This window comes from Acinetobacter sp. 24-47-67 (assembly GCF_056779735.1).
On sequence record NZ_JBWYIK010000004.1, the window covers coordinates 88,255 to 113,063 of the forward strand.

General features: G+C 39.6%; 22 protein-coding genes. 9 read left to right on the forward strand and 13 right to left on the reverse strand.

What is annotated here, in order from left to right:
- The first annotated feature begins 5 nt into the window (after positions 1 to 5).
- Positions 6 to 812: an SDR family NAD(P)-dependent oxidoreductase gene (locus AC1M9K_RS07175; RefSeq protein WP_481588899.1), complete on the forward strand. Its 807-nt coding sequence runs from the start codon at positions 6 to 8 to the stop codon at positions 810 to 812.
- Between the two features lie 162 nt (positions 813 to 974).
- On the opposite strand, the gene AC1M9K_RS07180 is transcribed toward AC1M9K_RS07175, so the two are convergent.
- The 8 genes from AC1M9K_RS07180 to sdsA form a co-directional block, all read right to left on the reverse strand.
- On the reverse strand, positions 975 to 1,415 hold the full coding sequence (locus AC1M9K_RS07180; RefSeq protein ID WP_481588900.1) for a YbjQ family protein: 441 nt from the start codon (positions 1,413 to 1,415) through the stop codon (positions 975 to 977).
- 9 nt (positions 1,416 to 1,424) lie between these two features.
- Complete coding sequence (locus tag AC1M9K_RS07185) at positions 1,425 to 1,775, reverse strand: YbjQ family protein (protein ID WP_092766864.1); 351 nt, start codon at positions 1,773 to 1,775, stop codon at positions 1,425 to 1,427.
- Between the two features lie 98 nt (positions 1,776 to 1,873).
- Positions 1,874 to 3,325 carry a multidrug efflux RND transporter AdeIJK outer membrane channel subunit AdeK gene (gene adeK / locus AC1M9K_RS07190; RefSeq protein ID WP_481588966.1) on the reverse strand — a complete coding sequence of 484 codons (1,452 nt, stop codon included), beginning with the start codon at positions 3,323 to 3,325 and terminating at the stop codon, positions 1,874 to 1,876.
- Positions 3,325 to 6,501 carry an efflux RND transporter permease subunit gene (locus AC1M9K_RS07195; protein ID WP_035267851.1) on the reverse strand — a complete coding sequence of 1,059 codons (3,177 nt, stop codon included), beginning with the start codon at positions 6,499 to 6,501 and terminating at the stop codon, positions 3,325 to 3,327. Before AC1M9K_RS07195 ends, adeK begins: the two co-directional genes overlap by 1 nt.
- A 12-nt stretch (positions 6,502 to 6,513) precedes the next feature.
- Positions 6,514 to 7,755, reverse strand: coding sequence for an efflux RND transporter periplasmic adaptor subunit (locus tag AC1M9K_RS07200; protein WP_035267853.1), 1,242 nt, complete (start codon positions 7,753 to 7,755; stop codon positions 6,514 to 6,516).
- Positions 7,755 to 8,390 (reverse strand): phosphatase PAP2 family protein, encoded by a 636-nt coding sequence (locus AC1M9K_RS07205; protein WP_035267854.1) that lies wholly within the window; start codon positions 8,388 to 8,390, stop codon positions 7,755 to 7,757. Before AC1M9K_RS07205 ends, AC1M9K_RS07200 begins: the two co-directional genes overlap by 1 nt.
- A 163-nt stretch (positions 8,391 to 8,553) precedes the next feature.
- Positions 8,554 to 10,605 carry a site-specific recombinase gene (locus tag AC1M9K_RS07210; RefSeq protein WP_180027964.1) on the reverse strand — a complete coding sequence of 684 codons (2,052 nt, stop codon included), beginning with the start codon at positions 10,603 to 10,605 and terminating at the stop codon, positions 8,554 to 8,556.
- Positions 10,606 to 10,628: 23 nt separating this feature from the next.
- On the reverse strand, positions 10,629 to 11,606 hold the full coding sequence (sdsA, locus tag AC1M9K_RS07215) for an All-trans-nonaprenyl-diphosphate synthase (protein ID WP_035267858.1): 978 nt from the start codon (positions 11,604 to 11,606) through the stop codon (positions 10,629 to 10,631).
- A gap of 407 nt (positions 11,607 to 12,013) precedes the next feature.
- On the opposite strand from sdsA, the gene rplU reads away from it, so the two are divergent.
- The 5 genes from rplU (at position 12,014) to serS (ending at position 15,798) form a co-directional block, all read left to right on the forward strand.
- Positions 12,014 to 12,325: a 50S ribosomal protein L21 gene (gene rplU / locus AC1M9K_RS07220; RefSeq protein ID WP_035267860.1), complete on the forward strand. Its 312-nt coding sequence runs from the start codon at positions 12,014 to 12,016 to the stop codon at positions 12,323 to 12,325.
- Between the two features lie 19 nt (positions 12,326 to 12,344).
- On the forward strand, positions 12,345 to 12,602 hold the full coding sequence (gene rpmA, locus AC1M9K_RS07225) for a 50S ribosomal protein L27 (RefSeq protein WP_035267862.1): 258 nt from the start codon (positions 12,345 to 12,347) through the stop codon (positions 12,600 to 12,602).
- A gap of 217 nt (positions 12,603 to 12,819) precedes the next feature.
- Positions 12,820 to 13,518: an outer membrane lipoprotein periplasmic chaperone LolA gene (gene lolA, locus AC1M9K_RS07230; protein WP_092766859.1), complete on the forward strand. Its 699-nt coding sequence runs from the start codon at positions 12,820 to 12,822 to the stop codon at positions 13,516 to 13,518.
- Between the two features lie 110 nt (positions 13,519 to 13,628).
- The gene (locus tag AC1M9K_RS07235; RefSeq protein WP_481588901.1) at positions 13,629 to 14,414 is read left to right on the forward strand and encodes an RsiV family protein; all 786 of its coding nucleotides are present in this window, start codon (positions 13,629 to 13,631) and stop codon (positions 14,412 to 14,414) included.
- 112 nt (positions 14,415 to 14,526) lie between these two features.
- Positions 14,527 to 15,798, forward strand: coding sequence for a serine--tRNA ligase (serS, locus tag AC1M9K_RS07240; RefSeq protein ID WP_035267865.1), 1,272 nt, complete (start codon positions 14,527 to 14,529; stop codon positions 15,796 to 15,798).
- Between the two features lie 57 nt (positions 15,799 to 15,855).
- Here the strand turns inward: serS and AC1M9K_RS07245 are convergent, their stop codons facing one another.
- The 5 genes from AC1M9K_RS07245 to AC1M9K_RS07265 form a co-directional block, all read right to left on the reverse strand.
- Positions 15,856 to 16,875 carry an AraC family transcriptional regulator gene (locus AC1M9K_RS07245; protein ID WP_092766856.1) on the reverse strand — a complete coding sequence of 340 codons (1,020 nt, stop codon included), beginning with the start codon at positions 16,873 to 16,875 and terminating at the stop codon, positions 15,856 to 15,858.
- A 156-nt stretch (positions 16,876 to 17,031) separates the two neighbouring features.
- Complete coding sequence (locus AC1M9K_RS07250) at positions 17,032 to 17,874, reverse strand: hypothetical protein (protein ID WP_481588902.1); 843 nt, start codon at positions 17,872 to 17,874, stop codon at positions 17,032 to 17,034.
- 60 nt (positions 17,875 to 17,934) lie between these two features.
- Positions 17,935 to 19,020 (reverse strand): LLM class flavin-dependent oxidoreductase, encoded by a 1,086-nt coding sequence (locus tag AC1M9K_RS07255; RefSeq protein WP_481588903.1) that lies wholly within the window; start codon positions 19,018 to 19,020, stop codon positions 17,935 to 17,937.
- Between the two features lie 29 nt (positions 19,021 to 19,049).
- A complete protein-coding gene (locus AC1M9K_RS07260; protein WP_179997732.1) occupies positions 19,050 to 19,571 on the reverse strand; it encodes a flavin reductase family protein in 522 nt (173 codons plus the stop codon).
- 45 nt (positions 19,572 to 19,616) lie between these two features.
- Positions 19,617 to 20,867, reverse strand: a complete 1,251-nt coding sequence (locus AC1M9K_RS07265) for a dienelactone hydrolase family protein (protein WP_481588904.1) — start codon at positions 20,865 to 20,867, stop codon at positions 19,617 to 19,619.
- Positions 20,868 to 21,066: 199 nt separating this feature from the next.
- On the opposite strand from AC1M9K_RS07265, the gene cysG reads away from it, so the two are divergent.
- From cysG to AC1M9K_RS07280, 3 genes are all read left to right on the forward strand, one after another.
- Positions 21,067 to 22,452, forward strand: a complete 1,386-nt coding sequence (gene cysG, locus AC1M9K_RS07270; RefSeq protein ID WP_092766853.1) for a siroheme synthase CysG — start codon at positions 21,067 to 21,069, stop codon at positions 22,450 to 22,452.
- A gap of 28 nt (positions 22,453 to 22,480) precedes the next feature.
- Positions 22,481 to 22,960 carry a tRNA (cytidine(34)-2'-O)-methyltransferase gene (locus AC1M9K_RS07275; protein ID WP_035267879.1) on the forward strand — a complete coding sequence of 160 codons (480 nt, stop codon included), beginning with the start codon at positions 22,481 to 22,483 and terminating at the stop codon, positions 22,958 to 22,960.
- 450 nt (positions 22,961 to 23,410) lie between these two features.
- Positions 23,411 to 24,745 carry a solute carrier family 23 protein gene (locus AC1M9K_RS07280; protein WP_035267892.1) on the forward strand — a complete coding sequence of 445 codons (1,335 nt, stop codon included), beginning with the start codon at positions 23,411 to 23,413 and terminating at the stop codon, positions 24,743 to 24,745.
- The last annotated feature ends 64 nt before the right edge of the window (positions 24,746 to 24,809 follow it).

Consider the following 24,809-nt stretch of genomic DNA (forward strand, 5'->3'; position numbering starts at 1 on the left):
AGGGAATGGCAAAGTTGGAACAGCTTGATCAGAAAGTGGTGTGGATTACAGGTGCATCATCGGGTCTTGGTAAAGCGTTGGCTGCTGAATGTGCCAGCTTAGGGGCACAGGTTATATTGACGGCTCGTCGTTTTGAAGAGCTGGAAACGGTAAGACAGTCTTTGGCACACCCAGAACGACATATTGCCATTAAAGCGGATATCACGGATGAATCCCAAGTTCGTCATGCTTATGAACAAGTTCTCCAACAAAAGGGACGTATTGATTGGTTAATTAATAATGCAGGTCTATCACAACGTGCATTAATTAAAGACACGACCATGCAAACTGAACGTGCGATCATGGAAGTTGATTATTTTTCTCAAGTCTTTTTAACTAAAACGGTTTTGCCGACCTTTCAGCAACAGAAGTCAGGACGAATTGCCTTTATCTCAAGTGTCGCTGGTTTATTGGGTACACAATATCGTGCGACTTATTCGGCAGCCAAAGGTGCGATTCATATGTGGGCGAATAGCTTACGTGCTGAAGTTGCGCAAGATGGTGTGGGTGTCTCGGTAATTTTCCCAGGATTTGTGAAAACCAATGTATCCTTTAACGCTTTAAACGGGGAGGGAAAGCCCCAAGGTTATCAAGATGAGGCCATTGAAAATGGTTTAGAAGCAGAGGAATTTGCTAAACAAACCGTACAGGCATTATTGAAAGGGGATGAGTATATTGTCGTGGGTGGGGCAAAAGAAAAATTAGGTGTCTTTATTTCACGGTTATCACCAGCAATACTGTATCGAATGATCCGAAAAATGAAAGTAAAGTAATTTTTAATGATCGTGACCCGCGTATCGATGAGAAAAATTTTATCAACTATGTCTGGTTTTCTATCTCAATGATCATGCGAGCGATAAGGGGTTTGAAGACTCCTCAAATAAAGTATAGGGCTTGAGTGACTACTACATACCTGTAAAGAAAAAGAGAGACTTTTAGTCTCTCTTTTGTATAGCAGTTCCGTAAGCGAATACTTCAACTATTCCACCTTGAAGTCCTAAATCTGTGGTGCTGAGTCTTAACCCTAAGATTTCAGTTGCGCCCATTTTTTCAGCTTCAAGTTTAAGTCTAACAATAGCTTCACGTCTTGCACGTTCAACAATACTTTCATAACTGCGTAAGCGTCCACCAAAGAAATTTTGGATTTGCGCAAGTACAAACTTAAAATAATCATGCGAAATCACAACATTACTGCTGATCATTTGTCCATGGTTTTCAGAAGTTTTAAAACGCTGACTATCTAACTTGATATAAGCTAAGCGCGCTTCTTGTTCATCAAGTTGCTTAAGATGCTTTTGTTCATTATAGCGACCAAATCCAAATCCAATACAAAATAGGATGAGAAAGATAACCACCTGAAAAATGATACCATCCATAACGAATCCTTAAGAGGTGAATGGATCAGGAATTTTAGGTGCATTCGGTGTGACATACACAGCTGTGCCATAAACAAATAATTCGGAAGCACCTTGGGTAATATTGGAAGTCGAGAAACGAATTCCGACAATCGCATTCGCCCCTAAGCCACGCGCTTTATCAATCATACGGTTCATTGCTTCTTGACGAGACTCTTCAAGTAATTCCGTGTATGCGGTAAGTTCTCCACCGACGATATTCTTAAGTCCTGCGAGTAAATCACGTCCAACGTGTTTACTTCTGACGGTACTGCCATATACCACGTCAAATTGTTGTTGAATTTGATGACCAGGTACAGATTCTAAATTACTTAACAGCATGTGATTGAAGTCGTGATAAAAAGGATAATTAATGACAAAATATCAGTATTTGGGACAATAAAAAAGCCCACCGAAGTGAGCTTTGTTTAAACAAAAAATTACTTCTTGTCGTATTTTAAATCTGAGCTTGAAGGCTGATAAATCACTTGATCCGTAGTATTAGTTTTTAAGCCACCACCGAGTGATTTATAGAGCTCGATTTGGTTGTTAAGGTTCGCTTGTTCAAGCAGCAATAAACCTTGCTCAGCACTATACGATGTACGTTGCGCATCTAATACAGTTAAGAAACTGTCAATACCAGCGCGGAAGCGGGCATTTGAGAGTTTGTAGGTTGTATTGGTCGCATCAACTAAACGGCGTTGTGCAGTTAAACGTTCACCGATATTTTGACGCACTGCCAAAGCATCATTCACTTCACGGAACGCAGATTGAATTGATTTTTCATAATCAGACAATGCGATCTGTTGCTGTGTTTCAGAGACTTTAATATTGGCACGACGTGTACCCCAGTCAAAGATTGGTATATCTAGACTAGGACCAACAGACCAAACAAAAGCGCCAGACTTAAATAAATCACTTAAGTCTGTTGATGCATAACCTGCTGAACCTGTGAGGCTAATGGTTGGGAATAAACGCGCTTTTGCAGCACCGATATTCGCACCAGCCGCACTCAGCTGATATTCAGCCGCTTTAACATCTGGACGGTTGTTGAGTAGATCACTTGGCAAACCAGCCGCAAAAGCAGTGGTTGATGTCACACGTGTGATTCTCTCTTTAGGCAATAAATTGTCAGGTAGTGGTTGACCTACAAGGAGGTTTAACGCATTAACCGCTTGTGCAATTTGAGTCTTGTATTCAGCAACATCACCACGTGCCGTCTCAACAGAAACTTGAGCCTGACGAAGCGGAACTTCACTGTCGATTCCCACATCAAAACGTTTTTTGTTGAGATTGTAAGATTCAAGTTGAGCTTTCAGCGTCTGTTCAGCGAGCTTAAGATTCGCTTGCGCATATGAGTAAGCCAACCAAGCTTGAGCTGTTTGGCTAATCAAGGCAATTTGAGTGGCATCACGTGCGCTTGCAGTTGAAAGATAAGTGTCTAGGGCATTGTCTTTCAAGCTTCTAACACGACCCCAAAAATCAATTTCATAAGCCGTTAAACCTAAATCTACATTATAGGTTGTTACTGGGCTTGGCGAATTGACCGTGTCTTGTCGTAAAACACCACCACTTGCACCAATCGTAGGCAATTGATTGTTTTGGCTGATTTGAAATTGTTGACGTGCTAATTCGATATTTAGCGTCGCTTTACGAAGATCACGGTTATTTGCCAAGGCTAAATCCAAAACTTGGATTAAGCGTTGATCTACAAAAAAATCCTTATAACCTTGCTCCGCAATAGATGGACCAGAAGCATTGCCAAGATAACTTCCTGGAATATTGGCTTGAGTGACCGGTTCTGGACCACGCATGCTTTGACATGCTGTCAAAGCAAGCGCAATTGCAGATACCGCAATGCTACGACCTGTAATAGACCATACGTTTTGCATCACGAAATTTGCTCCTGTTTATTTTGTTTTGGTTTTGTTTTAAAGATACTTCGGATCCATACGTAGAACACTGGAATAAAGAAGATCCCTAAAAGTGTTGAGCTGATTACACCACCAAGTACACCATAACCCACGGAATGTTGACTTCCTGCACCTGCGCCAGAAGCGAGAGCTAGAGGAAGAACACCAAAACCGAAAGCCAATGTGGTCATAATGATTGGACGCAAACGCATTTTCGCGGCATGCAAGGTTGCTTCGAAGAGTTCTTCACCTTGATCTTGAAGCTCTTTCGCAAATTCTACAATCAAGATCGCATTCTTCGCGGACAAACCAATCACGGCAATAATCGCCACTTGGAAGTAGATGTTATTTGAAAGGTTTGGATCTTTCAAAATAATCATTCCCAAGAATGTTAAGGCAAGTGCACCAACAATACCCAATGGCACAACCATGAGTACAGAGAATGGGATAGACCAACTTTCATATAAGGCTGCCAAGCAAAGGAAGACAATCAATAACGAAAGAGCATAAAGGAATGGTGCTTGTGCGCCAGACTCACGTTCTTCGAGAGATAAACCTGTCCATTCGTAATCGAAGCCTTGTAAGCCCATTGAAGGAAGCTTCGCAATGATTTCTTCAACCGCGGCCATTGCATCACCCGAACTCACACCTGGAGCTGGAGTACCTGTGATGTTCATGGAAGAAACGCCGTTATAACGCTCTAAACGTGGTGAACCATAAGTCCATTCGCCTGTTGCGAACGCTGAGAATGGAACCATCGTACCTTGGTTATTGCGGACATACCACTTGTCTAAGTCTTCAGGCATCATACGAGAGCTCGCTTCACCTTGGACATACACTTTTTTCACACGACCACGATCGATGAAGTCATTAATGTATGAACCACCCCATGCCATACCCATCGTACTATTGATTTCAGCAATGCTGACTCCCATAGCACCTGCTTGAGCATGATCGACGATGACACGATATTGAGGCGTATCTTCTTGTCCGTTAGGACGAACACCTGTTAAGCGCTGATCTTGAGAAGCTAAGCCGAGTACAGCATTACGTGCTGCTAATAATTGCTCGTGACTTTGACCTGCAGCTGCTTTTAACTGTAGGTTAAAGCCTGCACTCACGCCCAACTCTGGCATTGCTGGAAGTTGAAGAGGCATGATATAGCTGGCATCTTTCACAATCATATTCAGTGCCATACCACGTTGGATAATGGCACCGACCTGAGATTCAGGAGAGGTACGGTCTTTCCAGTCTTTCAACTTAATGAAGGCAAGACCCGCATTTTGACCAATACCCGTGAACGAGAAACCAGCAACACTAAATACAGATTCAACATGTTCTTTCTCGTTATTGAGGAAGAAACCTGTCATTTGATCAATTGTTTTACCCGTGCGTTCAAGCGTTGCATTTGGTGGTAGCTGAACGAGAGTCATCACCACACCTTGGTCTTCATCTGGTAAGAATGAAGAAGGAAGGTTGACAAACAACCAACCCATCACAGCAATCACAACACCATAAACCAATCCTGCAAATAGCTTGGCATGTGTTAAACGGTTTACGCCGTTTTGATATTTCACCGAAATTTTGTCAAAACCATTGTTAAACCAACGGAAGAAACGGGCAAAAATGTTATTGCTTTGAGGTTTGTTGGCATCATGTTTTTTCAACATGGTCGCACACAATGCAGGGGTAAAGGTTAATGCAACAATCAATGAAAGGATCATTGCTGTAACGAGTGTGATAGAGAACTGACGATAAATTACACCTGTCGTACCCCCCATGAATGCCATAGGTACGAATACTGCAGTTAAGACAGAGGTAATACCAATCAATGCACCAGAGATCTGTCCCATCGACTTTTCAGTCGCTTCCACAGGCTCAAGATGCTCTTCTGCCATCACACGTTCAACGTTTTCTACGACGACAATCGCATCATCCACCAAAAGACCAATGGCGAGAACCATTGCGAACATGGTTAATGTGTTGATCGAGAATCCGAACATGTTGATCACGGCAAATGTACCCAATACAACCACTGGAACAGCCATTGTTGGAATAATGGTTGCACGCCAGTTTTGTAAGAACAAGAACATGACCAAGAATACGAGGATAATCGCTTCAATTAAGGTTTTCACAACACTTTTAATTGAGAGCTCAATAAATGGTGTTGTATCAAAAGCAAGTTTGTCCACCATACCTGTTGGGTAGTTTGGACGTAATTCTTTTAAACGATCTTCAATCGCTTGGGCTGTATCTAATGCGTTTGCACCCGTTGCCAAACGAATCGCTACACCACCTGCAGGTTGACCATTAAATTTAGAGTCAAATGCATAATTATCTGCACCTAATTCAATTTTAGCGACATCACCTAAACGAACTTGTGCACCATTTGGTGAGTTCTTAAGGAAAATATTTGAAAATTGTTCAGGTGTTTGTAAAAGACTTTGAGCAGTTACAGTCGCATTTAAAACTTGACCTTGTACAGAAGGTGCACCACCTAACTGACCTACCGCCACTTGCGCATTCTGAGTTCTTAATGCATTTGCAATATCACTTGGTGTAACTTGCAAGTTGGCCATTTTGGATGGGTCCATCCAAATTCGCATAGCATATGAACCACCAAATACTTGCACTTCACCAACACCAGTCACACGGCTAAGTGGTTCAGAGATATTTGAATTTACATAGTCTTTAATGTCATTTGCATCTAATGCATCTGACTCAGAATAGAAAGCAATAACTTGTAAGAAGCTTGCGCCAGACTTGGTAACTTTTAAACCTTGACGTTGTACGTCTTCAGGCAAAAGTGCAGTCGCTGATTGAAGTTTATTTTGAACTTGTACCTGAGCAATATCAGGATCGATACCTTGTTCAAAGTTTAGAGTAATGGAAGCTTGTCCATTACCAGCACTGTTAGATGAGATGTAACGTAACCCATCTAAGCCATTCATTTGTTGTTCAATAATTTGCGTTACAGTGTTTTCTACAGTTTCAGCAGATGCACCCGGATATGTTGCAGAAATCGATACCGTTGGTGGTGCAATCGTTGGGTATTGCGCAATTGGCATCTTGGTGAGGGATAAAATACCCGCCAACATGATGACCAATGCAATCACCCAAGCGAAAATTGGGCGATGGATAAAAAAGTGAGCCATTCAGTCTACTCCTTATGCATTTGAAGTAGCTTTTTGTTCAGATTGAGCTGCTGGCTTTGCTTGTTGACCATCTTTGCCGGCTTGAGGTGCTGCAGCTTGAGGTTGGTAAGGTTTAGCTACAACTTGTTGTTCGGGTTTTACTTTCGCCACACCATCTACAATGACCTTGTCACCCGTATTTAGACCTTTGGTCACAATCCAATCTTTACCTTGAACACCTGCAGTCTCAATTGGACGTACTTCAACTGCACCTTTCGCATTCACGATCATCGCAGTCGCTTGACCAGTTGGTGTACGGGTCACAGCCGCTTGAGGCACTAAAATCGCATTAGGAATTACACCTTGCACAATTTGAGCATTAGTGAACATTCCTGGCAATAATAATTGGTTCGGATTTGAGAACACAGCACGAAGGGTAACTGTCCCTGTTTCTGGATTTACACTTGCATCAGAGAATGCAAGATTACCTTCAATAGGGTAGATGCTGCCATCTTCAAGTTTTAAACGAACTTTAGTATTGTTGCTGCGGTCGATGCTGCCTTGACTTAACTGTTGACGTAAACGAAGAAGCTCAGCACTTGATTGGTTGATATCGACATAGATTGGATCAAGCTGTTGGATTGTTACCAATGCTTCAGGTTGATTAGCCGTTACCAATGCACCTGCAGTCACACTAGAGCGACCTGATTGCCCTGAAATTGGTGAGCGAACAGTAGAATAACCTAAGTTAATCTGCGCATTTTTCACCGCTGCTTCTGAAGCTGCAACATCTGCTTGTGCCAATTTAACTTGTGCTTGTAGATCATCAAATTCTTGCTTAGACACAGCATTGATACCGACAAGTTGGCGATAACGGTCAGCTTTAACTTGAAGCGCATTGAGATTGGCTTTTTGACGAACTAAGGCTGCTTTTGCACTGTCTAAGTTCGCACGGTTGGTATTTGCATCAATTTCGTACAGAGGTTGTCCTTCACGCACAAAACTACCTTCAGCAAACAGACGCTTTAAAATCACACCGCTTGCTTGCGGACGTACTTCAGAAATTTGATAGGCTGAAGTTCGACCCGAAAGCTCGACAGTTTGTTCAACACTTTGTGGTTGAGCAACGATGACACCAACTTCAGTTGGCGGCATTTGCTGTTGTGCAGCGGCTTGCTCTGCATCTTTTGGATCTTTGCTACAACCCACAAGTGCAATACTTGTTGCAAGAGCACAAGCAGTGAGGGCAGGGGCCCAAAGCTTTGCCGACATCATTATTCCACCTCGTTAGATTTTTCTCTAAAAATAATTGTTTGCTTTGCTATCCGTTGTGATAGGACTAACCACAGTATAGTCAGCCATATCAACGCAATACTCCAACCTGCAACAACATCTGTCGGGTAATGAGCACCGAGATAAACCCGTGAAAAACCCATGCCAACAAACCATATACAGGCAGCGACGAAAATGATTCTACTTTGATGATGGTTTCGAAAGATCATGATCATCAAACCAGCAATCACTGCTGCATAGAGACTATGTGCGCTTGGAAATGCGGCTCCATAAGTTTCAACGATTTGATAAATTGCATTTGGACGAGGTCGGTCGAAAGCATATTTGAGTAACCAGCCAAGACAGGCACCACCAACGAGACCAAGTGAGATAAATAGACAGTTAGCATATTGTTTTAATCGCCATTGCTGTAAGGTCCAAATCGCCACGCACATCAGCATGATCGGTAAACCGCCAACATGAGACAATAAAACCGCAATTCCATCTATGAGGGGATTGCGGTGTTGACTCATCCATGAAACAGCAGTGAGATCGAGCTGTTGTATCGTTGGAATATAGATTCCTATACTACTTATCGTTATTCCTAAACAACCTATTAAAATCAGTAAGTAAGGCATATAAAATAACCTGAGTTATATTATAGTCGCATACATTTATTGCATGAATGCGTCAAAGTGTACTCGCCAGTACACTTTTTTTCAAGTCAGTGTAAAAGCATAATTTATAGTAATTTCATTACAATGTGCATCTTATTTTTAGCACAAAAAATAACACTAATATCTAATGAGAAGATTTCTTTGGTGAAATTGGATCTTCGACCTCTAAAGGTTGTTTGGGGGGCCAGAAAAAGTCCATTGGTCGTGTAACAAAGTGAGTAAATACTAATTTTGCCAGAGGTTTCCATTGTTCAAAACGAACACGTCGTGCGCGTAATGCCACAATAATAGTGAGACTAAAGCTGACAAATAAGTTGGTCAAACCAATTAATAATACACCAAGGAATGAAACAATAATGAGCCCTATTTCAGGCGTGCCATTGATACTCAATAGGCCCTGCATAAAGTTTGCTGAAGCAAAGGCAATATGACGAATATCTAAAGGCAGACCAAGAATAAAGCCAATTGTCCCCATGCTGCCTAGCATGATTCCGAACAGGAAATTCCCGGCTAGTGCTCCTAAATTACGTTCAATATAGTTTGCAAACTTTTCCAGTCTGTCAGCACCTAGCCAGTTTTTTAAGCGATGATGTGCTTTTAAGCGAGGTCCGACTTTACGATACACTGCCATGTTGTCGAAGTAACCTGCGATCAAACCAGATAAAAATAGACATACACCTGCAATAGCTGCATGTGGGACTGCTAGGGATGTAAAAGGATTTAAACTATGAAGTAAATATGTTGCTTTACTGTGATTGAGTAATTGTTCACCCAAAATCAACGGCCACATCATGGTGATCAATGCTGCAACCGGGATTGCAATGGAAATATTGCCGAGAATAGCGACAAACTGCGTACGGATAATATTGATAATCAGTGCAGCAAGTTCTGCAATTTGTGCAGTTCGAGACCCTTTCTTTTGTTGAACTGTCGCGGCTAGGGCAGCTGCAGTCATAGCAGGTTGTTTGGTTGCAACCGTAAAATGGAGTACATGGATCAACATGAAACCTAATGCATAGTTCATGCTATACGCGAAGGCTTGCATGATAGGTGCCATGGCGATGCGCGCAGTGAGAATCTTCAAGGTCGCCATGATAGCGATAATGACGCCTGCACCTGCGGCTGATTTGTACATACTGAAGAAACCAGCTTTATTGGTACTTACATAATGTTCGCCAGTTTTACTGGCATTTTCAGTGACTTGTAATGCGATTAATTCACTGTTTGTTTTTAAAAGCTCTCGAACACTTCGCTCCTCATAGTGAGCCGCAACTAAATCTTGACATAACTCAGCGAGTGCTAAGTATTGAACTTTTCCAGTTTCAGTCAATAAGTTCAGTAATAGTTCAATACGATCTAAACATTGCTCAAGCAAAGACAATAAATAAGTGAGACTTAAACTCACCCCAATTCTTTTCGTAGCACGACGAATCTTCAAAACGACATCGCGGCACTGCTCGATCATCACCAAAGCCTGGTTGGCGTCGGGTACGACCATTTCAGTAAGATCATCAGCTTCACTATAATGTTTTTTGTATAGCTCAATAAATTCAATGATTTCACGATTCTGCACCAAAAAAGGTGACTCATATTCAGTCAGTTCTGGTTGTGCATTAATAAACTCAGGATAAAGTCCAATACCGCTGATACGGTAAGATAAAACTGTAATGGCTTTAATCATGTCGCGTTTGATGCCAAATTTTGCATCTAAGCTGCCATTACTTTGATTGACAATCTGAAAAAACTGAATCCATTGCTGATCTTCAATATTTTCTAGCCAATATTTATCGCTACGTAAATGAAAGACACGGAAGACTAAATCTTTTAGATCAGTTTCATCGGTCAAAAGGGGAAGAACATGCGCTCCCATTCGTTGACCCAACTGATTCCAAAAACCATCTAGAGAAAGAATCCCACTGTCCGCATAAATAGTGGTTTGTTTATAGCGATTGATCAGATGAACGATATAGGCTTGAAAAGTGGTGGCAGCAGTCGGCGTAATTAATAACGCTTGTATCAACGCCTGAAATTTTTGATTAATTTCTTCTAGGTTATAACTGTCTGATGGACGGATGCGATTAACGAGTTCAATGAGTATGTTTTCGTCTGGAGCAGCTTGATGATGGTCAAGTTGCTCCTGCATTTGTTTAAAAAGATCATTAAAGTTTATATGCATACGCAAATTTTTTTAGTAGAAATTTATTGGATTCGATCTAATGCTAATTGCGCCAAATTATCAAGCGCTTGACGATAAATACTTTCAGGCAGTTGTAACAATGCCTCACGAGCTGCTGTAGTTTCTTCAACAGCACGTTCGCGACAGTAATCTAGTGCACCAGAGTTTTGAACAATCTGAATCACTTGATCCAAATGTTCAGTCCCACCTGTAGTGATGCTACGACGGATAATATCGTGCTCTGCTCCAGAAGTTTTTTGTAGAGCAGCAATCAGTGGCAGTGTTGGCTTACCTTCCATTAAGTCATCGCCAATATTTTTACCAAGTGTTTCTGCGTCAGAGGTGTAATCGAGTATGTCATCTATGATTTGAAATGCATTTCCGAAATGACCTGCGTATTTTCTGAGTGCTTCACGATATTGATGTTGATTGGCAAGAATCGCAGCGCCTTCAGTCGCCAATTCAAACAAACGAGATGTTTTGCCGTGAATAATATCTAAATAAGTCGCTTCAGTGGTTTCAGGTTGATGTTGAGATTGCAGTTGAAGTACTTCTCCTTCAGCAATTTCACATGTTCCTGTTGAGAAGTCTTTTAATAACACCATATTGTTCAAATCTACGAGCAAATCGAAAGCTCTAGAAATCAGGAAGTCTCCAACGAGGACAGCGGTTTGGTTATTCCATGTTGCATTCGCTGTAGGACGACCACGGCGTAACCCAGACTCATCTACGACATCATCATGTACCAGTGTAGCGGTATGCAGCATTTCAATAATTGCAGCTAACTTTTGGGCATGCTCTAGGTTAGTTTCACCGCAAGCGCGAGCAGCCAATAAACACATAATAGGACGCATGCGTTTACCACCTGCCTCAACCACATGTTTGCTGACTGACATCACCAAAGCAACTTTAGAGCTGATTCCTTCATTAATAAGTTGGTCCATCGCAGCAAAGTCTGTAGCAACAGGTGCGAGAATGTCTTGCTTAAAATCGATGGCCATAACAATGAAGTCCTTATACAAACAGTAGATGTTACTCAGCTAGTGTAACAATTTAAGTGAAAGTTTTGGTCGCTTTGCCACATGAATATGCATGATTTTCTTAATGTTGTTCAGTTTCTATTCATGTTTGTGATTTAATCTTCATAATACCAATAAAACTTGATACGTTATTTGATATTTGAAGTAGTTCATTTTGTGAATAAATATAGTTTAATCAATCAGCAAATTGTTATTTTCATGTAAGAAATAGATATTTCGGGATGAAAGTTAACTTTTAGACAAAAGACCTTGTTGTTTATTTCATTATCACTTAAAATCTTTGCCCTTGAATAACCCCCAGTGGCGTTCGTTTTAAGATCGATATATTCCTTTATCGGCACGACGACACGGGCCTGTTGGAGTACATTATGTACGCAGTAATCCAAAGCGGTGGTAAACAACACCGTGTTGTTGAGGGTGAAACCCTTAAAGTTGAATTATTGAAAGCTGAAACTGGTTCTACTATTACGTTTGATGACGTATTAATGTTAGTGAACGGTGATAGCATTCAAATTGGTGCTCCAGTTGTTGCTGGTGCTAAAGTAACTGCTGAAGTAGTTAGCCATGGTCGTCACGACAAAATCCGCATCATCAAAATGCGTCGTCGTAAACACTATCGTAAACAACAAGGTCACCGTCAATGGTTCACTGAGTTGAAAATTACAGCTATTTCAGGCTAATTACGAGGAGTAAATAGACATGGCAACTAAAAAAGCCGGTGGTTCGACACGTAACGGTCGTGACTCAAATCCTAAAATGTTAGGTGTTAAAATGTTCGGTGGTCAAGCTGTGACTGCTGGTAACATTATCGTTCGTCAACGTGGTACAGAGTTCCACGCTGGTGCTAACGTTGGTATGGGTCGTGACCATACTTTATTTGCTACCGCTGATGGCGTGATCAAATTCGAAGTTAAAGGTCAATTTGGCCGTCGTTATGTATCTGTTGAAACTGTATAAGTTTTATCAGGCATAACCAAAAAACCCACTCTTGAGTGGGTTTTTTTATATCTGAAAGAAAGTTTTTGAACTGAAGTGAATCTTCATCATGATGAAGTTTTTTCAACAATTTAGCTAAATAACAATACAAAAGTTCTTATTTTCTCAATTATTAGCGATCAAATTTGGTTTAAGATGACTCCATATCAAATGATGATCAATAACAAAAGGTGGGATCATGACAATGCTTCGTAAAACGATTGGTGCAATTACAATGAGTGCTGCAATGATGGCACCAGTCGCAAGCACTCAAGTTTTCGCAGCGCCAGTGGCTGCTTCGGAGCAACAAGCGACCGCAAACTTGGTTCGTCAATTAAACGGAATAAAAAGTTTAACGGCAAATTTTGAACAAACAACGAAAGCAACTAAATCTAGTAAAGCACCACAAAAACAAGGTTTGAGTGCTCAACATATGAATCAGACTTTTACTGGGGTGATGAAAGTTGCTCGTCCAGGTAAGTTCTATTGGGAAACTACAGCACCAGCAAAACAAACAATTGTGACTTCTGGAAAGATGATTTGGATCTATGACCCAGATCTACAGCAGGCAATTCGTCAAAATATGGATGAGCAAGTTGCCAATACACCAGCATTATTATTGTCTGGTAATACCAACCAAATTATGCAGTCATATCGTGTAACACAGCCAAATAAAGCTAAAACTTATTACACGTTATATCCTAAGCAGAAAGATGGTGCCTTTCAGAGTCTGACCATTAGTTTCGGTGTAAATAAAGCGCCAAGCTTAATGATTTTAGAAGATTCATTAGGACAAACTACACACGTTAAATTTAGTAATGTGAAAGTGAATGCAGGTATTCCGGATTCAACATTTAACTTTACACCGCCTAAAGGCACAGACATTATTGACCAATAATATAAAAGCAGCGTTTATCGCTGCTTTTTTTAACTACAAATTTCAACTGAATTCATGTCATCTAGAATTTATAGTCTCTGTGTTAAACACTCATTTTTATTGGAGGCTATATGCTAAAACACATGAATCGGTTTGGAAAATTGAGTGTTATTTGTGCATCAATGATCATGTTAGGCGCTTGTCAGCCTAAATCTGATGCAGAAACTAAAAAAAGCAATGAGACTGCTGCGCAAGCAAAACAATCAGAATCTTGGTATATCGAATCGAAGAACGTCGAATTAAAGCCTAAACAGAAGCAAGTATGCGATGAGGCAGGGTGTACAGAATATTCATTCCAAACGGTTGAAACTAATCATCCGTGGATTAATACGTATTTTAAAAATCGGATAGAAAAAGCAGACCCTATACCATTCCAATCGGCTACTAAGAGCTCAGAGACTAAAACTGTTGATCCGCTGAAGTTGAGTCAAAGTCAGACTGTGGTACGTTATTTAAGTCAACATCAGAATATAGCGAGTTTTGAATATCTGAGCTATGTATATCCTGCTGGTGCAGCACATGGGATGTACCATAAAGAATATGTTCATTTCGATTTAAAAACTAAAAAAAGAATAGCACTACAAGATCTAATTGTGAAAGGTCAAAATAAAAAGCTATTAGAAACACTTTATAGTGCTAATAGTATGTGGCTTACAGATCACAATATTGAACAAGATAAACTCGAATTAAGCGACAATTTCTATTACGGAGTTGATGGTATCGTCTTTGTTTATCCGCTGTATGAACTCGCGTCCTATGCTGAAGGAATGTCTGAACTCACTTTACCTTATGTGAGTGTGAATGGTTTGATACAGTCAGAATATCTTCCAAACCTACCCAAACTCGCTGCTGAGTAATTGACTCTATTTTAATTTGATTCAATAAGCTTCAGCTGTCAGCGCTTCGACTGTATTTTTTTCAACGAAGCGCTTACACTATAGGCAGTTTTTTTCCCTGAAAAGATTAACCATGATCGACCCGAAATTACTTAGAAATAATATAGAGGCTGTAAATTTAGCCTTAGCTAAACGTGGCGTGCAACTCAACGTAGAAGAATGGGCATCTTTAGAGGCTCGTCGTAAAGAAATTCAGTCTAAGACTGAAGCTTTACAAGCAGAACGTAATTCGGGTGCTAAACAAGTTGGTCAAATCAAAAAAGCAGGTGGTGATGCCTCTGAAATCATGGCTCGTATGAGCGCGATCGGAGATGAAATTAAAGCCGCTGAGCTTGCGTTAACAGAACTACAAGCTGAAATTGAAGCAAAATCACTTTCTATTCCAAACCTACCTCATGAGTCGGTGCCAGAGGGCAAAGATGAGAATGACAACGTTGAAATTTTAAAATGGGGTACGCCTCGTGAATTCAACTTTGAAATTAAAGATCACACTGATCTTGGTGAGTGGATGGGTGGACTCGAGTTCGAAACAGCGACTAAGTTAACAGGTACTCGTTTCAGTGTGCTCAAGGGTCCGCTTGCACGTTTACAACGTGCACTAACGCAGTTCATGTTAGATACACATACATTGAAAAATGGCTATACAGAAGCTTATGTACCGTATTTAGTGAATGCTGATTCATTACGTGGAACTGGTCAGTTGCCTAAATTTGAAGAAGATTTGTTCAAGCTTCAAGGTGACAAAGAATATTACTTGATCCCAACTGCTGAAGTGCCTGTGACCAACTTTGTGCGTGATGAGATTATTGATCCTGAGCGTCTACCATTGAAATATGCTGCTCATACACCTTGTTTCCGTAGTGAAGCTGGTTCTTATGGCCGTGATACACGTGGTTTGATTCGTCAGCACCAATTTGACAAAGTAGAAATGGTTCAAATTGTTAAACCTGAAGACTCTATGCAAGCATTGGAAGAGTTGACAGGGCATGCTGAGGGTATTTTACAGGCGCTTGGATTGCCATATCGTAAAATCATCCTATGCGGTGGTGATATGGGCTTTGGTGCAACGAAGACTTATGACTTAGAAGTTTGGGTACCAAGCCAAAATACCTATCGTGAAATTTCATCGTGTTCAAACATGGGGGATTTCCAGGCTCGTCGTATGAAAGCTCGTTACCGTGCTGATCAAAAGAAAACAGAGTTTGTTCATACTTTGAATGGTTCAGGTTTAGCAGTTGGTCGTACTTTGCTCGCGGTGATGGAAAACTATCAACGTGAAGATGGTTCGATTGAGATTCCTGAAGTCTTACGTCCTTATATGGGTGGACAAAATTTTATCGATTAATCGATAAAACACTAAAAAAAAAGCTAACTCAATTGAGTTAGCTTTTTTTTTAGTGTTTTAATGAATGAGTTGAGCACTGCCTGTTTGCCTTTCAATAATTTTTTTTAAGGTCTCACTCGGTTTTTCCCCAAATGCATCTTTATACTCAAGTGAAAAACGACCTAAATGTGTAACACCCCATTTATAAGCAATTTCAGTAATATTAATTTTATGCGTAGACTGTGAAATTTCATTATAAATACATTTAAGTCGGTAATGGCGTATATAAGCATTTGGACTGCATTTTAAATATTTTTTGAAAATTGTATTCAGCTTTTTTTTGCTTAATCCAGATGCATATTCTAAATCTGAAATTTCAATTTTTTGATGTATATTTTTTTGTATGAATTCTAATAAGCGAGTAAAGAAGTCAGGATAATCTAAAGTATTTTTATAAATTAAATCACTATAGTTATTGGGTTGAGATAATAATAATGACTTCACAATAATATATTCAAAATCTGAGCGCATTTCTTGAAAAAATGAAGTATTGGTAAAATTGTTTGTGAAATTTTTAATACTGTCAATTAAATCCCACCATGCTTTAATTTTCGGGTTGTTTTGATCCATCACATTTTGAAATACCAAAGGTTCGGTAACTGGCTGAGAGATTAAATCTGAAAGTATTTTTTCAACAAAAGTCTTTGAAAAAGAAATGAATGTTTGCACACAGTCTTTGTCAATAATTAGTTCAAATTTATCTTCAGGTGAAACAATGGATGCTTGATCATAACAGGCGTAAAAAGTTTGACCATCTTTTTTAAATAGTGGTCGCCCAATTTTAGGGCGCGTTATACAAAAGTGGTTCATATTTTCATGCGTATGCGTTTTGAAAATTACATCTTTACCATATGTTAAATCCCCAATAATCATACGACCGATTTGCGATCCATTAAAACTAAAATCCAATGGTTCATATTGATTAAAATCGACTAAATCATGTGGGCCAATGATTAAATCAAGACAATGGTTGGCATCATGAATATTCTGCGTATGTGATTGAATCGTAGAAATAGACCTATGTTGCTGGCTATACATAAATACCTCTATCCTTAGCTTGCTTATCATTACTTATGCAAAAATCAATCCATGATTTTGCTTTTTTTGTTTTATCTCAAATAAATAAATTAATCTAAAATAGCAGAATATAAAAATACTCTTTTGGTACTAAATTAGATTAATTTGATATGTTAATTAAAAGTGGTAAGCAACACGTAACATAGGGCTACTCGCAGTCGCTCCTGAACCAGCAACACCAGATGTATCATTACCATATTTATTTTTCCAGTATTGATAAGCAATCCCAGCTTTCAATTTTGGTTGATTGGCAGATTTATCTTTAAGTAAAGAATACATTAAAGACATGTCTACAAAGATTTCGCTAGCGGTAGGCTCACCAAAAGGATCTTTCCCTTTGGTGCTCATCCAAACACCTATGCCTTGATAATTCCAATTCGATTGCATAATAGGAAAATCCCAAAGCACTTGAAGTGCTAAGTAAGGATCGTAGGTATATTTTTTACTCAGTACATTAGCATCATTGCTCTCGTAATAACCTAGCAAACTGAGATTAAGATAGCCTGGCGTATTTAATGTAACACTTGGACCAGCAACATACATTTGTCGATTTGAACCATAATCATCATTCTTTGTATTCCAGTCAAAACCTACTGTAAAACCATATGTCTTGAACCAACTAGAATCATTCAGTTTGTGTTGCGTGATACTTGGGATATCTAAGGTATGACGATAAATTGCATATGCCTCTTGAGCTCCTCGACCAGAAGCTTTGTTTGCATTTGGTTCAGCTGAGGATTGATGCATATTGAGTTGAAAAAAATTGGTGCCATATTTATAGCCGCTTAGGTGTACAAGACTAAAAATATATTTGTCAAAATCACCGTCTTTAAATGGTTCTGAGAAATCTTGACCATAACTGACAGCCAGTGAAGTATCACTCCAATTTGCCGCTTGAACTGCAGTGCTTAATGCAAAGCAGATTGATCCAGTGAATAACCCCTTTAAAATATAATTCACAGCTAAATTCCCTCTTAAAATAAATAAGCCGACAGTGAAACTGTCGGCTTAAGTGGTGGATTAACGAATATTATGCTTTTCCAAAATTGGTAAAACATGATCACGGAAATACGGAAATTCGCGGCTATAATCGAGGAATGAAAGTGTCGTTCCTCTAAAACCAGCTTCATGTAAATCTAAAATACCTTGCGCAACTTGTTCAGGTGTACCGACTAATGGAAAGCCACCATGGCCTACACTCATTGCATCACGTATCGATTGTTGAACCTCTTTTGGGAAACTTTGAGCATGTGCAAACATTAAGCTCATCAGATTGTCAACGGCAACAGTATCAGCATTGTTTAATTGACGATCCCATTCTGCTTTGGCTTCCTCTTGTGTAGGTCTGCAAATGACATGGGAGAAGGTCATCACATTGACTTCTCGGTTTACGTCGCGAGCTGCTTGTTTAAGCTCATCAATTTCAATCTTGCTTCTGCCCAAGTCTGAAGCTGGTGTAAAAAGAAAGTCCGCATTATTAACGGCAAATTCACGTCCATTTTTTGAACCAGCAGCATTGAAGATAGGCGGATGTACAAGTGGTTTTGGTTTTCCATAAGTTCCTTTGGTTTTGAAAAACTTACTTTCAAAATCAAATTTTTCTTCACTGGTCCATACTTTTTTAATCAGGTCATACCAGTCTTGTGCATAACCATAACGAGTTTCGTGATCATCAGGTAAATGTAGACCGAGTGCTTCATATTCAGGTTTATTCCAGCCTGCAACAATGTTGAGTCCAATACGACCTTGACTAATCTCAGATAGCGTTGCAATCTGCTTGGCAACTACAACTGGATGATTGGGGACGGTCTGAATTGTCGCAAAAACTGTAATGTCTTTGGTTAAAGCCAATAATGCGGCCGCCCAAGTCATGGTCTCTAAAATTGTTCCCTGAAAGTCTGTTTCACCGCCATAGCCTGTAAAGCGAGCAATCGGTAACATGAAGTCGATACCAGCTTCATCTAGCATTTTTCCAAGTTCGAGATTCTTTTCCCAGCTCGCACTCCATCGATCTTCAAGAGTTGAAATGGTCATTCCACCTGAGCAGTTAGAAGCAAATGAGCCGAGTAGAAAGCGATTATCATTGAAAAAGTGATGTTGATTCATTTTAAAAATCCTTAAATTTCGTGAATTCGCTATACACCAGCAAATGCTTGATGAAGATTTGCTTGTTTATATTGCCCGTTATGGAACACCAATGGATTTCCAAGCTGATTACGGCAGGCTTCAATTTGTCCCACAATAATGTAGTGATCCCCAGCTTCATGAAGCTCATACTGACGACAAACAAAAGTGGTTAAGGATTTATTTAGAATGGGGATGCCCATATACTCATCAACGTCATCTAAGCCTTCGAATTTGTCATCAGAAGATTTTGAGAAATGCTTAGACTCTTGATACTGATCTTCACTCAAGATATTGATGGCAAAATATTCTGCCTGTTTGAAATCTTCGAAATGTGTCGCAGATTTTGCGATGTTCCATAAAATTAAAGGTGGATCAAGCGATACAGAAGTAAATGAGTTCGCTGTCATTCCAATTTTTTTATGATTTGAATCTAATGCAGTTACTACTGTAATCCCAGTTGCATACTGACCTAAGAGTTGGCGTAACGAGCGTTGCTCCAACTGTATTACAGGTGTCATTTCATTTAACATGATCATAATCCTTCATCTTAATTCTGATTGTCAGAATGAGTTCCTTTATTCGCCAATCGGTTTATTTTCACTGGATGGCCAAGTTGGCATCAGTTCATTTGAGGGTAAAGTTTCATCTAAAAGTTTCTTGGCAGTTTCAACACCTGCAACAGGTAGTCCAGTTGGATCTAATACGCCAATTTGCACCAGTAAACTTGCCTGATCCCAATAGATATGCTCATGACATAGTTTCGGTCCACGGAACTTGATAATGCCGAGCATTGGAATCTCTACATATTTTCCCGTCGGTTTAATTCCAGGAATTAACCAATCAATTTCCTCATCATGAGTAAAACTCATAATGAATTCATCAACGACTTGAGTTGCGCCTACAGTTCGTGAAATAGGCGTCAGTTTCATATCTTTTGGATTGTTATGAACAAAATGGTATTGATAGAAGCGAGCTAATTGTTTGTAGCCGACGCCACCTGTCAATGTTGGAATGTGATTGACATAAGGCTCTGCCACCATTGTTGCCATCGTGTCTGGAACATTTCGAGTGTCAAATTCAAATCGAATATGCTCTTCCCATAGCGCAGCAAGGTCGTAATTTGGTCCTATTGCTTTGCGTAAAGCTGTAATGGTTCTTTCATGTGCCATGAGTGCACTAGGCTTGTGATAATGCATACTCTGTGGACGAGCAAAGGCATGATCGACATCTGGATAAATATATGTTTCGACTTTTGAGTTGTTTTGCAGAGCAAGTAGGATTTGATCACGAGTGTTAGAATCACAGAACTGATCTTGTTCAGCAAAATGAAGAACCAGTTTGGATTGAATGTTGACTGCTTCTTCTAGGTTTTGCTCGATTCCTACACCGTAGTAAGCAACAGAACACTTTAAATCTGGAATGCGGCAAGCTGCGAGATATGCCAATTTACCGCCTAGGCAGTATCCGACCAATCCAGTACCTGCATCTTGATCAACTGTTTCAAGGGATTTGAGTGTTTCAATTGTAGATTTGATATCCTCAATACCCAGATCTTGATTAAATTGAGTATATAAGTCATATGCTTTTTGAAAGTCTTCTTCGGTATAACCGAGTTCTACATTAGGTTGAATACGCCAAAATAAATCAGGAACAATAACGGTATAACCTTCTTCAGCCAAAAAGTCTGCCTTTTGACGCATAACTTCATTAACACCGAAAATTTCCTGACATAACACAAGACCAGGACCTTTACCTGCTTCAGGTACTGAAAGATATGCTTTAAACGAACCTGCTGATGAATGTACATCAATATATGAACCAGCCATCTCGATAATCTCCTTTACTGTTGAACTTATCATCGGCATCAGCAGGATTTTTGACTATCCAAATAGAGTTCAAGTTTTATCCGTTTTAGGTCCCTTCATCGATATGCATCTGTTAAAAAAGCTACCACTTGCTTACTTTTAAGCAGCTTGAGTCGTGGAGAAGGTGCTAAAATATAGTAGGCATATGAGGATCGATTCAGTGGATATTTTTCCAATTTCATTAAAATTGCAGCAGCAACCTTGTTTGATTGTCGGTGGAGGGCATATTGCATATCGCAAAGCACTGTTACTGCAAAAATCAGGAGCAGAAATTTCGGTTATTTCACCTGAGATTGAGGCGCAACTTTTAGAGATTGTCGAGAAAAGCTCTGGTCAATACATTCAAGCTCATTTTGAAGATCACGATTTAAAATTAAACGATTACCGTTTAGTGATTGCTGCCACAGATCAGCCTTTAGTGAATCAACAAGTTTTTGAAGAATGTGAAAACTTAAATGTATTGGTGAATAGTGTTGATGATCCACCACATTGCCGATTTATGGTCCCTGCAATTGTTGATCGCTCTCCACTTGTTATTTCAATTGCGAGTAATGGGACATCCCCAGTATTGTCCAGACAGATTAGAACTCAACTTGAGACTGTAATCCCGCATGGAATCGGAACATTAGCTAAAATCTCTGGTGAATGGCGACAACGTGTAAAACAAAAAATTGAAAATCCTGATGAACGCCGTATCTTTTGGGAAGAGCTGTATGCTGGACCTTTCAAAGAGCGTGTATTTAATAATAATCTGGCTGAAGCAGAAAAAATTATTCATCAGTCTTTAATAGAATGGAACAAACCCAAAGGTGAAGTTTATTTAGTTGGGGCAGGTCCAGGTGATCCCGAGCTTCTCACACTCAAAGCTTTAAGGTTGATGCAACAAGCAGATGTTGTGATTTATGACCGTTTAGTTTCTGGTGCTATTATGGAGTTATGCCGCCGGGATGCTGAAAAAATCTATGTGGGTAAAGCAAGGTCAAATCATGCTGTTCCACAAGAAGGTATTAATGCTTTACTCGTGAAATATGCGAATGAAGGCAAACGTGTCTGCCGTTTAAAAGGAGGAGATCCTTTTATTTTTGGGCGAGGTGGTGAGGAAATTCAAGAACTCTATGAGGCAGGAATTTCATTTCAGGTCGTTCCCGGAATTACCGCAGCATCAGGGTGTTCAGCATATGCGGGTATCCCTTTAACTCATCGTGATTACGCACAAAGTGTTCGCTTCTTGACTGGACATTTGAAGGAAGGTTCTCCTGAACTTCCGTGGAATGAACTCGTGTATGAACACCAAACATTGGTACTGTACATGGGGCTTGTTGGATTAGAAAAAATCTGTGAAAAGCTTATTCAACATGGTCAACGAGCAGACATGCCTGTTGCTTTAATTTCTAAAGGTACGACACCAGAACAAAAAGTTGTTGTGGGGACTTTGGCAGATATCGCTTCGAAAGTGTTAGAAAATCAAATTCAGGCGCCAACTTTGACCATTATTGGTGAGGTGGTGAAATTAAGAGAACAGTTGAAATGGCAAGACGAACTGTAAAAGTCTGCTATAAAGTTGAGAAATTATTGTGATTCATGTTGTTTTATACGAACCAGAAATTCCTGCAAATACAGGAAACATTATCCGTTTATGTGCAAATACAGGAGCACAATTACATTTGGTCAAACCGCTAGGTTTTGAGCTGGATGATAAGAAGTTAAAGCGTGCTGGATTAGATTACCATGAATGGGCTCGCATGCAGATTTGGGATAATATCGAAGCTTGTCTGGAAAATCTAGCAAGTCAAGGTGTCGATCAAGATTCGATTTATCCTTTAACGACCAAAGGTACCGAAACACCACATACCTCGAATCTTAATAGACCCGTTGCTTTACTCATGGGGCCTGAAACGCGCGGACTACCTGAACATGTCCGTATGATGTTCCCAAAGCAACATTGGATTCGTTTGCCCATGGCGCCAAATTCTAGAAGCTTAAATTTATCTAATGCTACGGCAGTGATTGTTTATGAAGCATGGCGACAACAAGGATTTAAAGATTTAACTTAAGTCAGTAAGGTCATCGAAAGGTGACCTTTTTTAATGCATAAAAGTTTAGTAAAACTTGGCTCATATGATGAAATATTCATTAAGAATAAAATTAAAATAATGATTTTAAATACGATTTGATTTTATATTTCGGGAATTCAATTTTTTTGAGTACAAGTCTAAAAAATATACACAACGGTCAAATTTTTTCATTTGTTAATGAAATTAATATTTATATAAAACAGAGTGTTAGGTTTGATTTTTGTTGATCTTAAACTAGCTGTCATCCAAATGAGATATTAGAAATTCGACCAATTGGTATATTTGTTGCTTAGTTAAAGTGAATATATGGTTCCGATAAATTTGATAGACGAACTGTGATTTGTACTTAAACGAAATGTATTTATCATTGTACAGCCAATGTCTAAAGATGTTCGACATTGGCTCACATTACCAATGGGGTGGTATGTGATGAAAGAGAATTGGTTTTCCAAATTTACTCCTTTTCAAGGAGATATTGAAAAAACTCCCGTTGCCATGAACGAGTACTTGCCTGCAGGACAAAGTATTGTACTTGGACTTCAACATACATTTGCCATGTTTGGTGCAACAGTGTTGGCACCGCTGCTCATGGGGTTTGATCCTAGTCTAACGATCCTGTTATCTGGTATTGGCACGATATTATTTTTCCTTATCACAGGTGGGAGAGTGCCAAGCTATCTTGGGGGGAGTTTTGCTTTTATTGGTGCTGTGATTGCTGTAACAGGCTATACCGGTTCAGGGTTAAATCCAAATATTGGGATTGCCTTAGGTGCAATAGTGGTTTGTGGCATTTTCTATGCCTTGATGGGTTTGCTTGTAATGAAAACGGGTTCTCAATGGATGGAGAATCTTTTACCACCAGTTGTTGCTGGTGCAATCATTATGATTGTTGGATTAAATTTAGCACCTGGGGCGATTAAAGCCGTATCAGGTAATGAGTTTGATACATGGATGGCTTTGTTGACCGCAATGTGTATTGGTGGTGTCGCAGTATTTACAAGTGGAATGTTGAGACGATTATTGCTATTGGTGGGTTTGATAGTTTCGTATCTTGTATATTTTGTTTTAGCTAACATGATGGGAATGGGTAAACCAATCGATTTTAGCTCGGTTTCAAATGCGGCATGGTTTGGTTTACCAACTTTATATCAACCTGAATTTCAAATGAATGCAATTCTGCTGATTCTACCTATCGCATTTATTCTTATTGCTGAAAATCTTGCGCATTTCAAAGTTGTAAGTGAAATGACAGGCAAAAATATTACGCCTTATATGGGTAGAGCATTTTTGGCAGATGGGGTATGTACCTCTATGTCTGGTGCTGTAGGAGGAACTGGATTAACTACATATGCAGAGAATATTGGGGTCATGGCGGCAACGCGTATTTACTCTACAGTGATTTTTGTAATTGCGGGTATTGTCGCCATTATTCTGGGATTATCACCAAAATTTGGAGCACTCATTAGCACATTACCTGTCGCAATTTTGACAGGGACTTCAATGATTGTTTTCGGCTTAATTGTAATCGCTGGTGCGAAAATCTGGATCGAAAATAAAGTCGATTTTACTCAAAACGGCAACATTATTGTGGCATCAGTGACTGTGATTATGGGCGCAGGGAACTATTCGATTATGGTTGGTGGACTTGATCTCGGCGGCATTACAACGGCGACATTTGCTGGAATTATTCTAAATCTGATTTTTAATCGAGCTAAGCAAAAGCAGAATCAAATAGTAGCAGACGTTGTACCAGAAAAAACTTAAGTTTGAGACTTAGCTTTTAAGACAAATTTTAGTCAATCCTAAATTGTCGAAAGTTTCAGCAAGA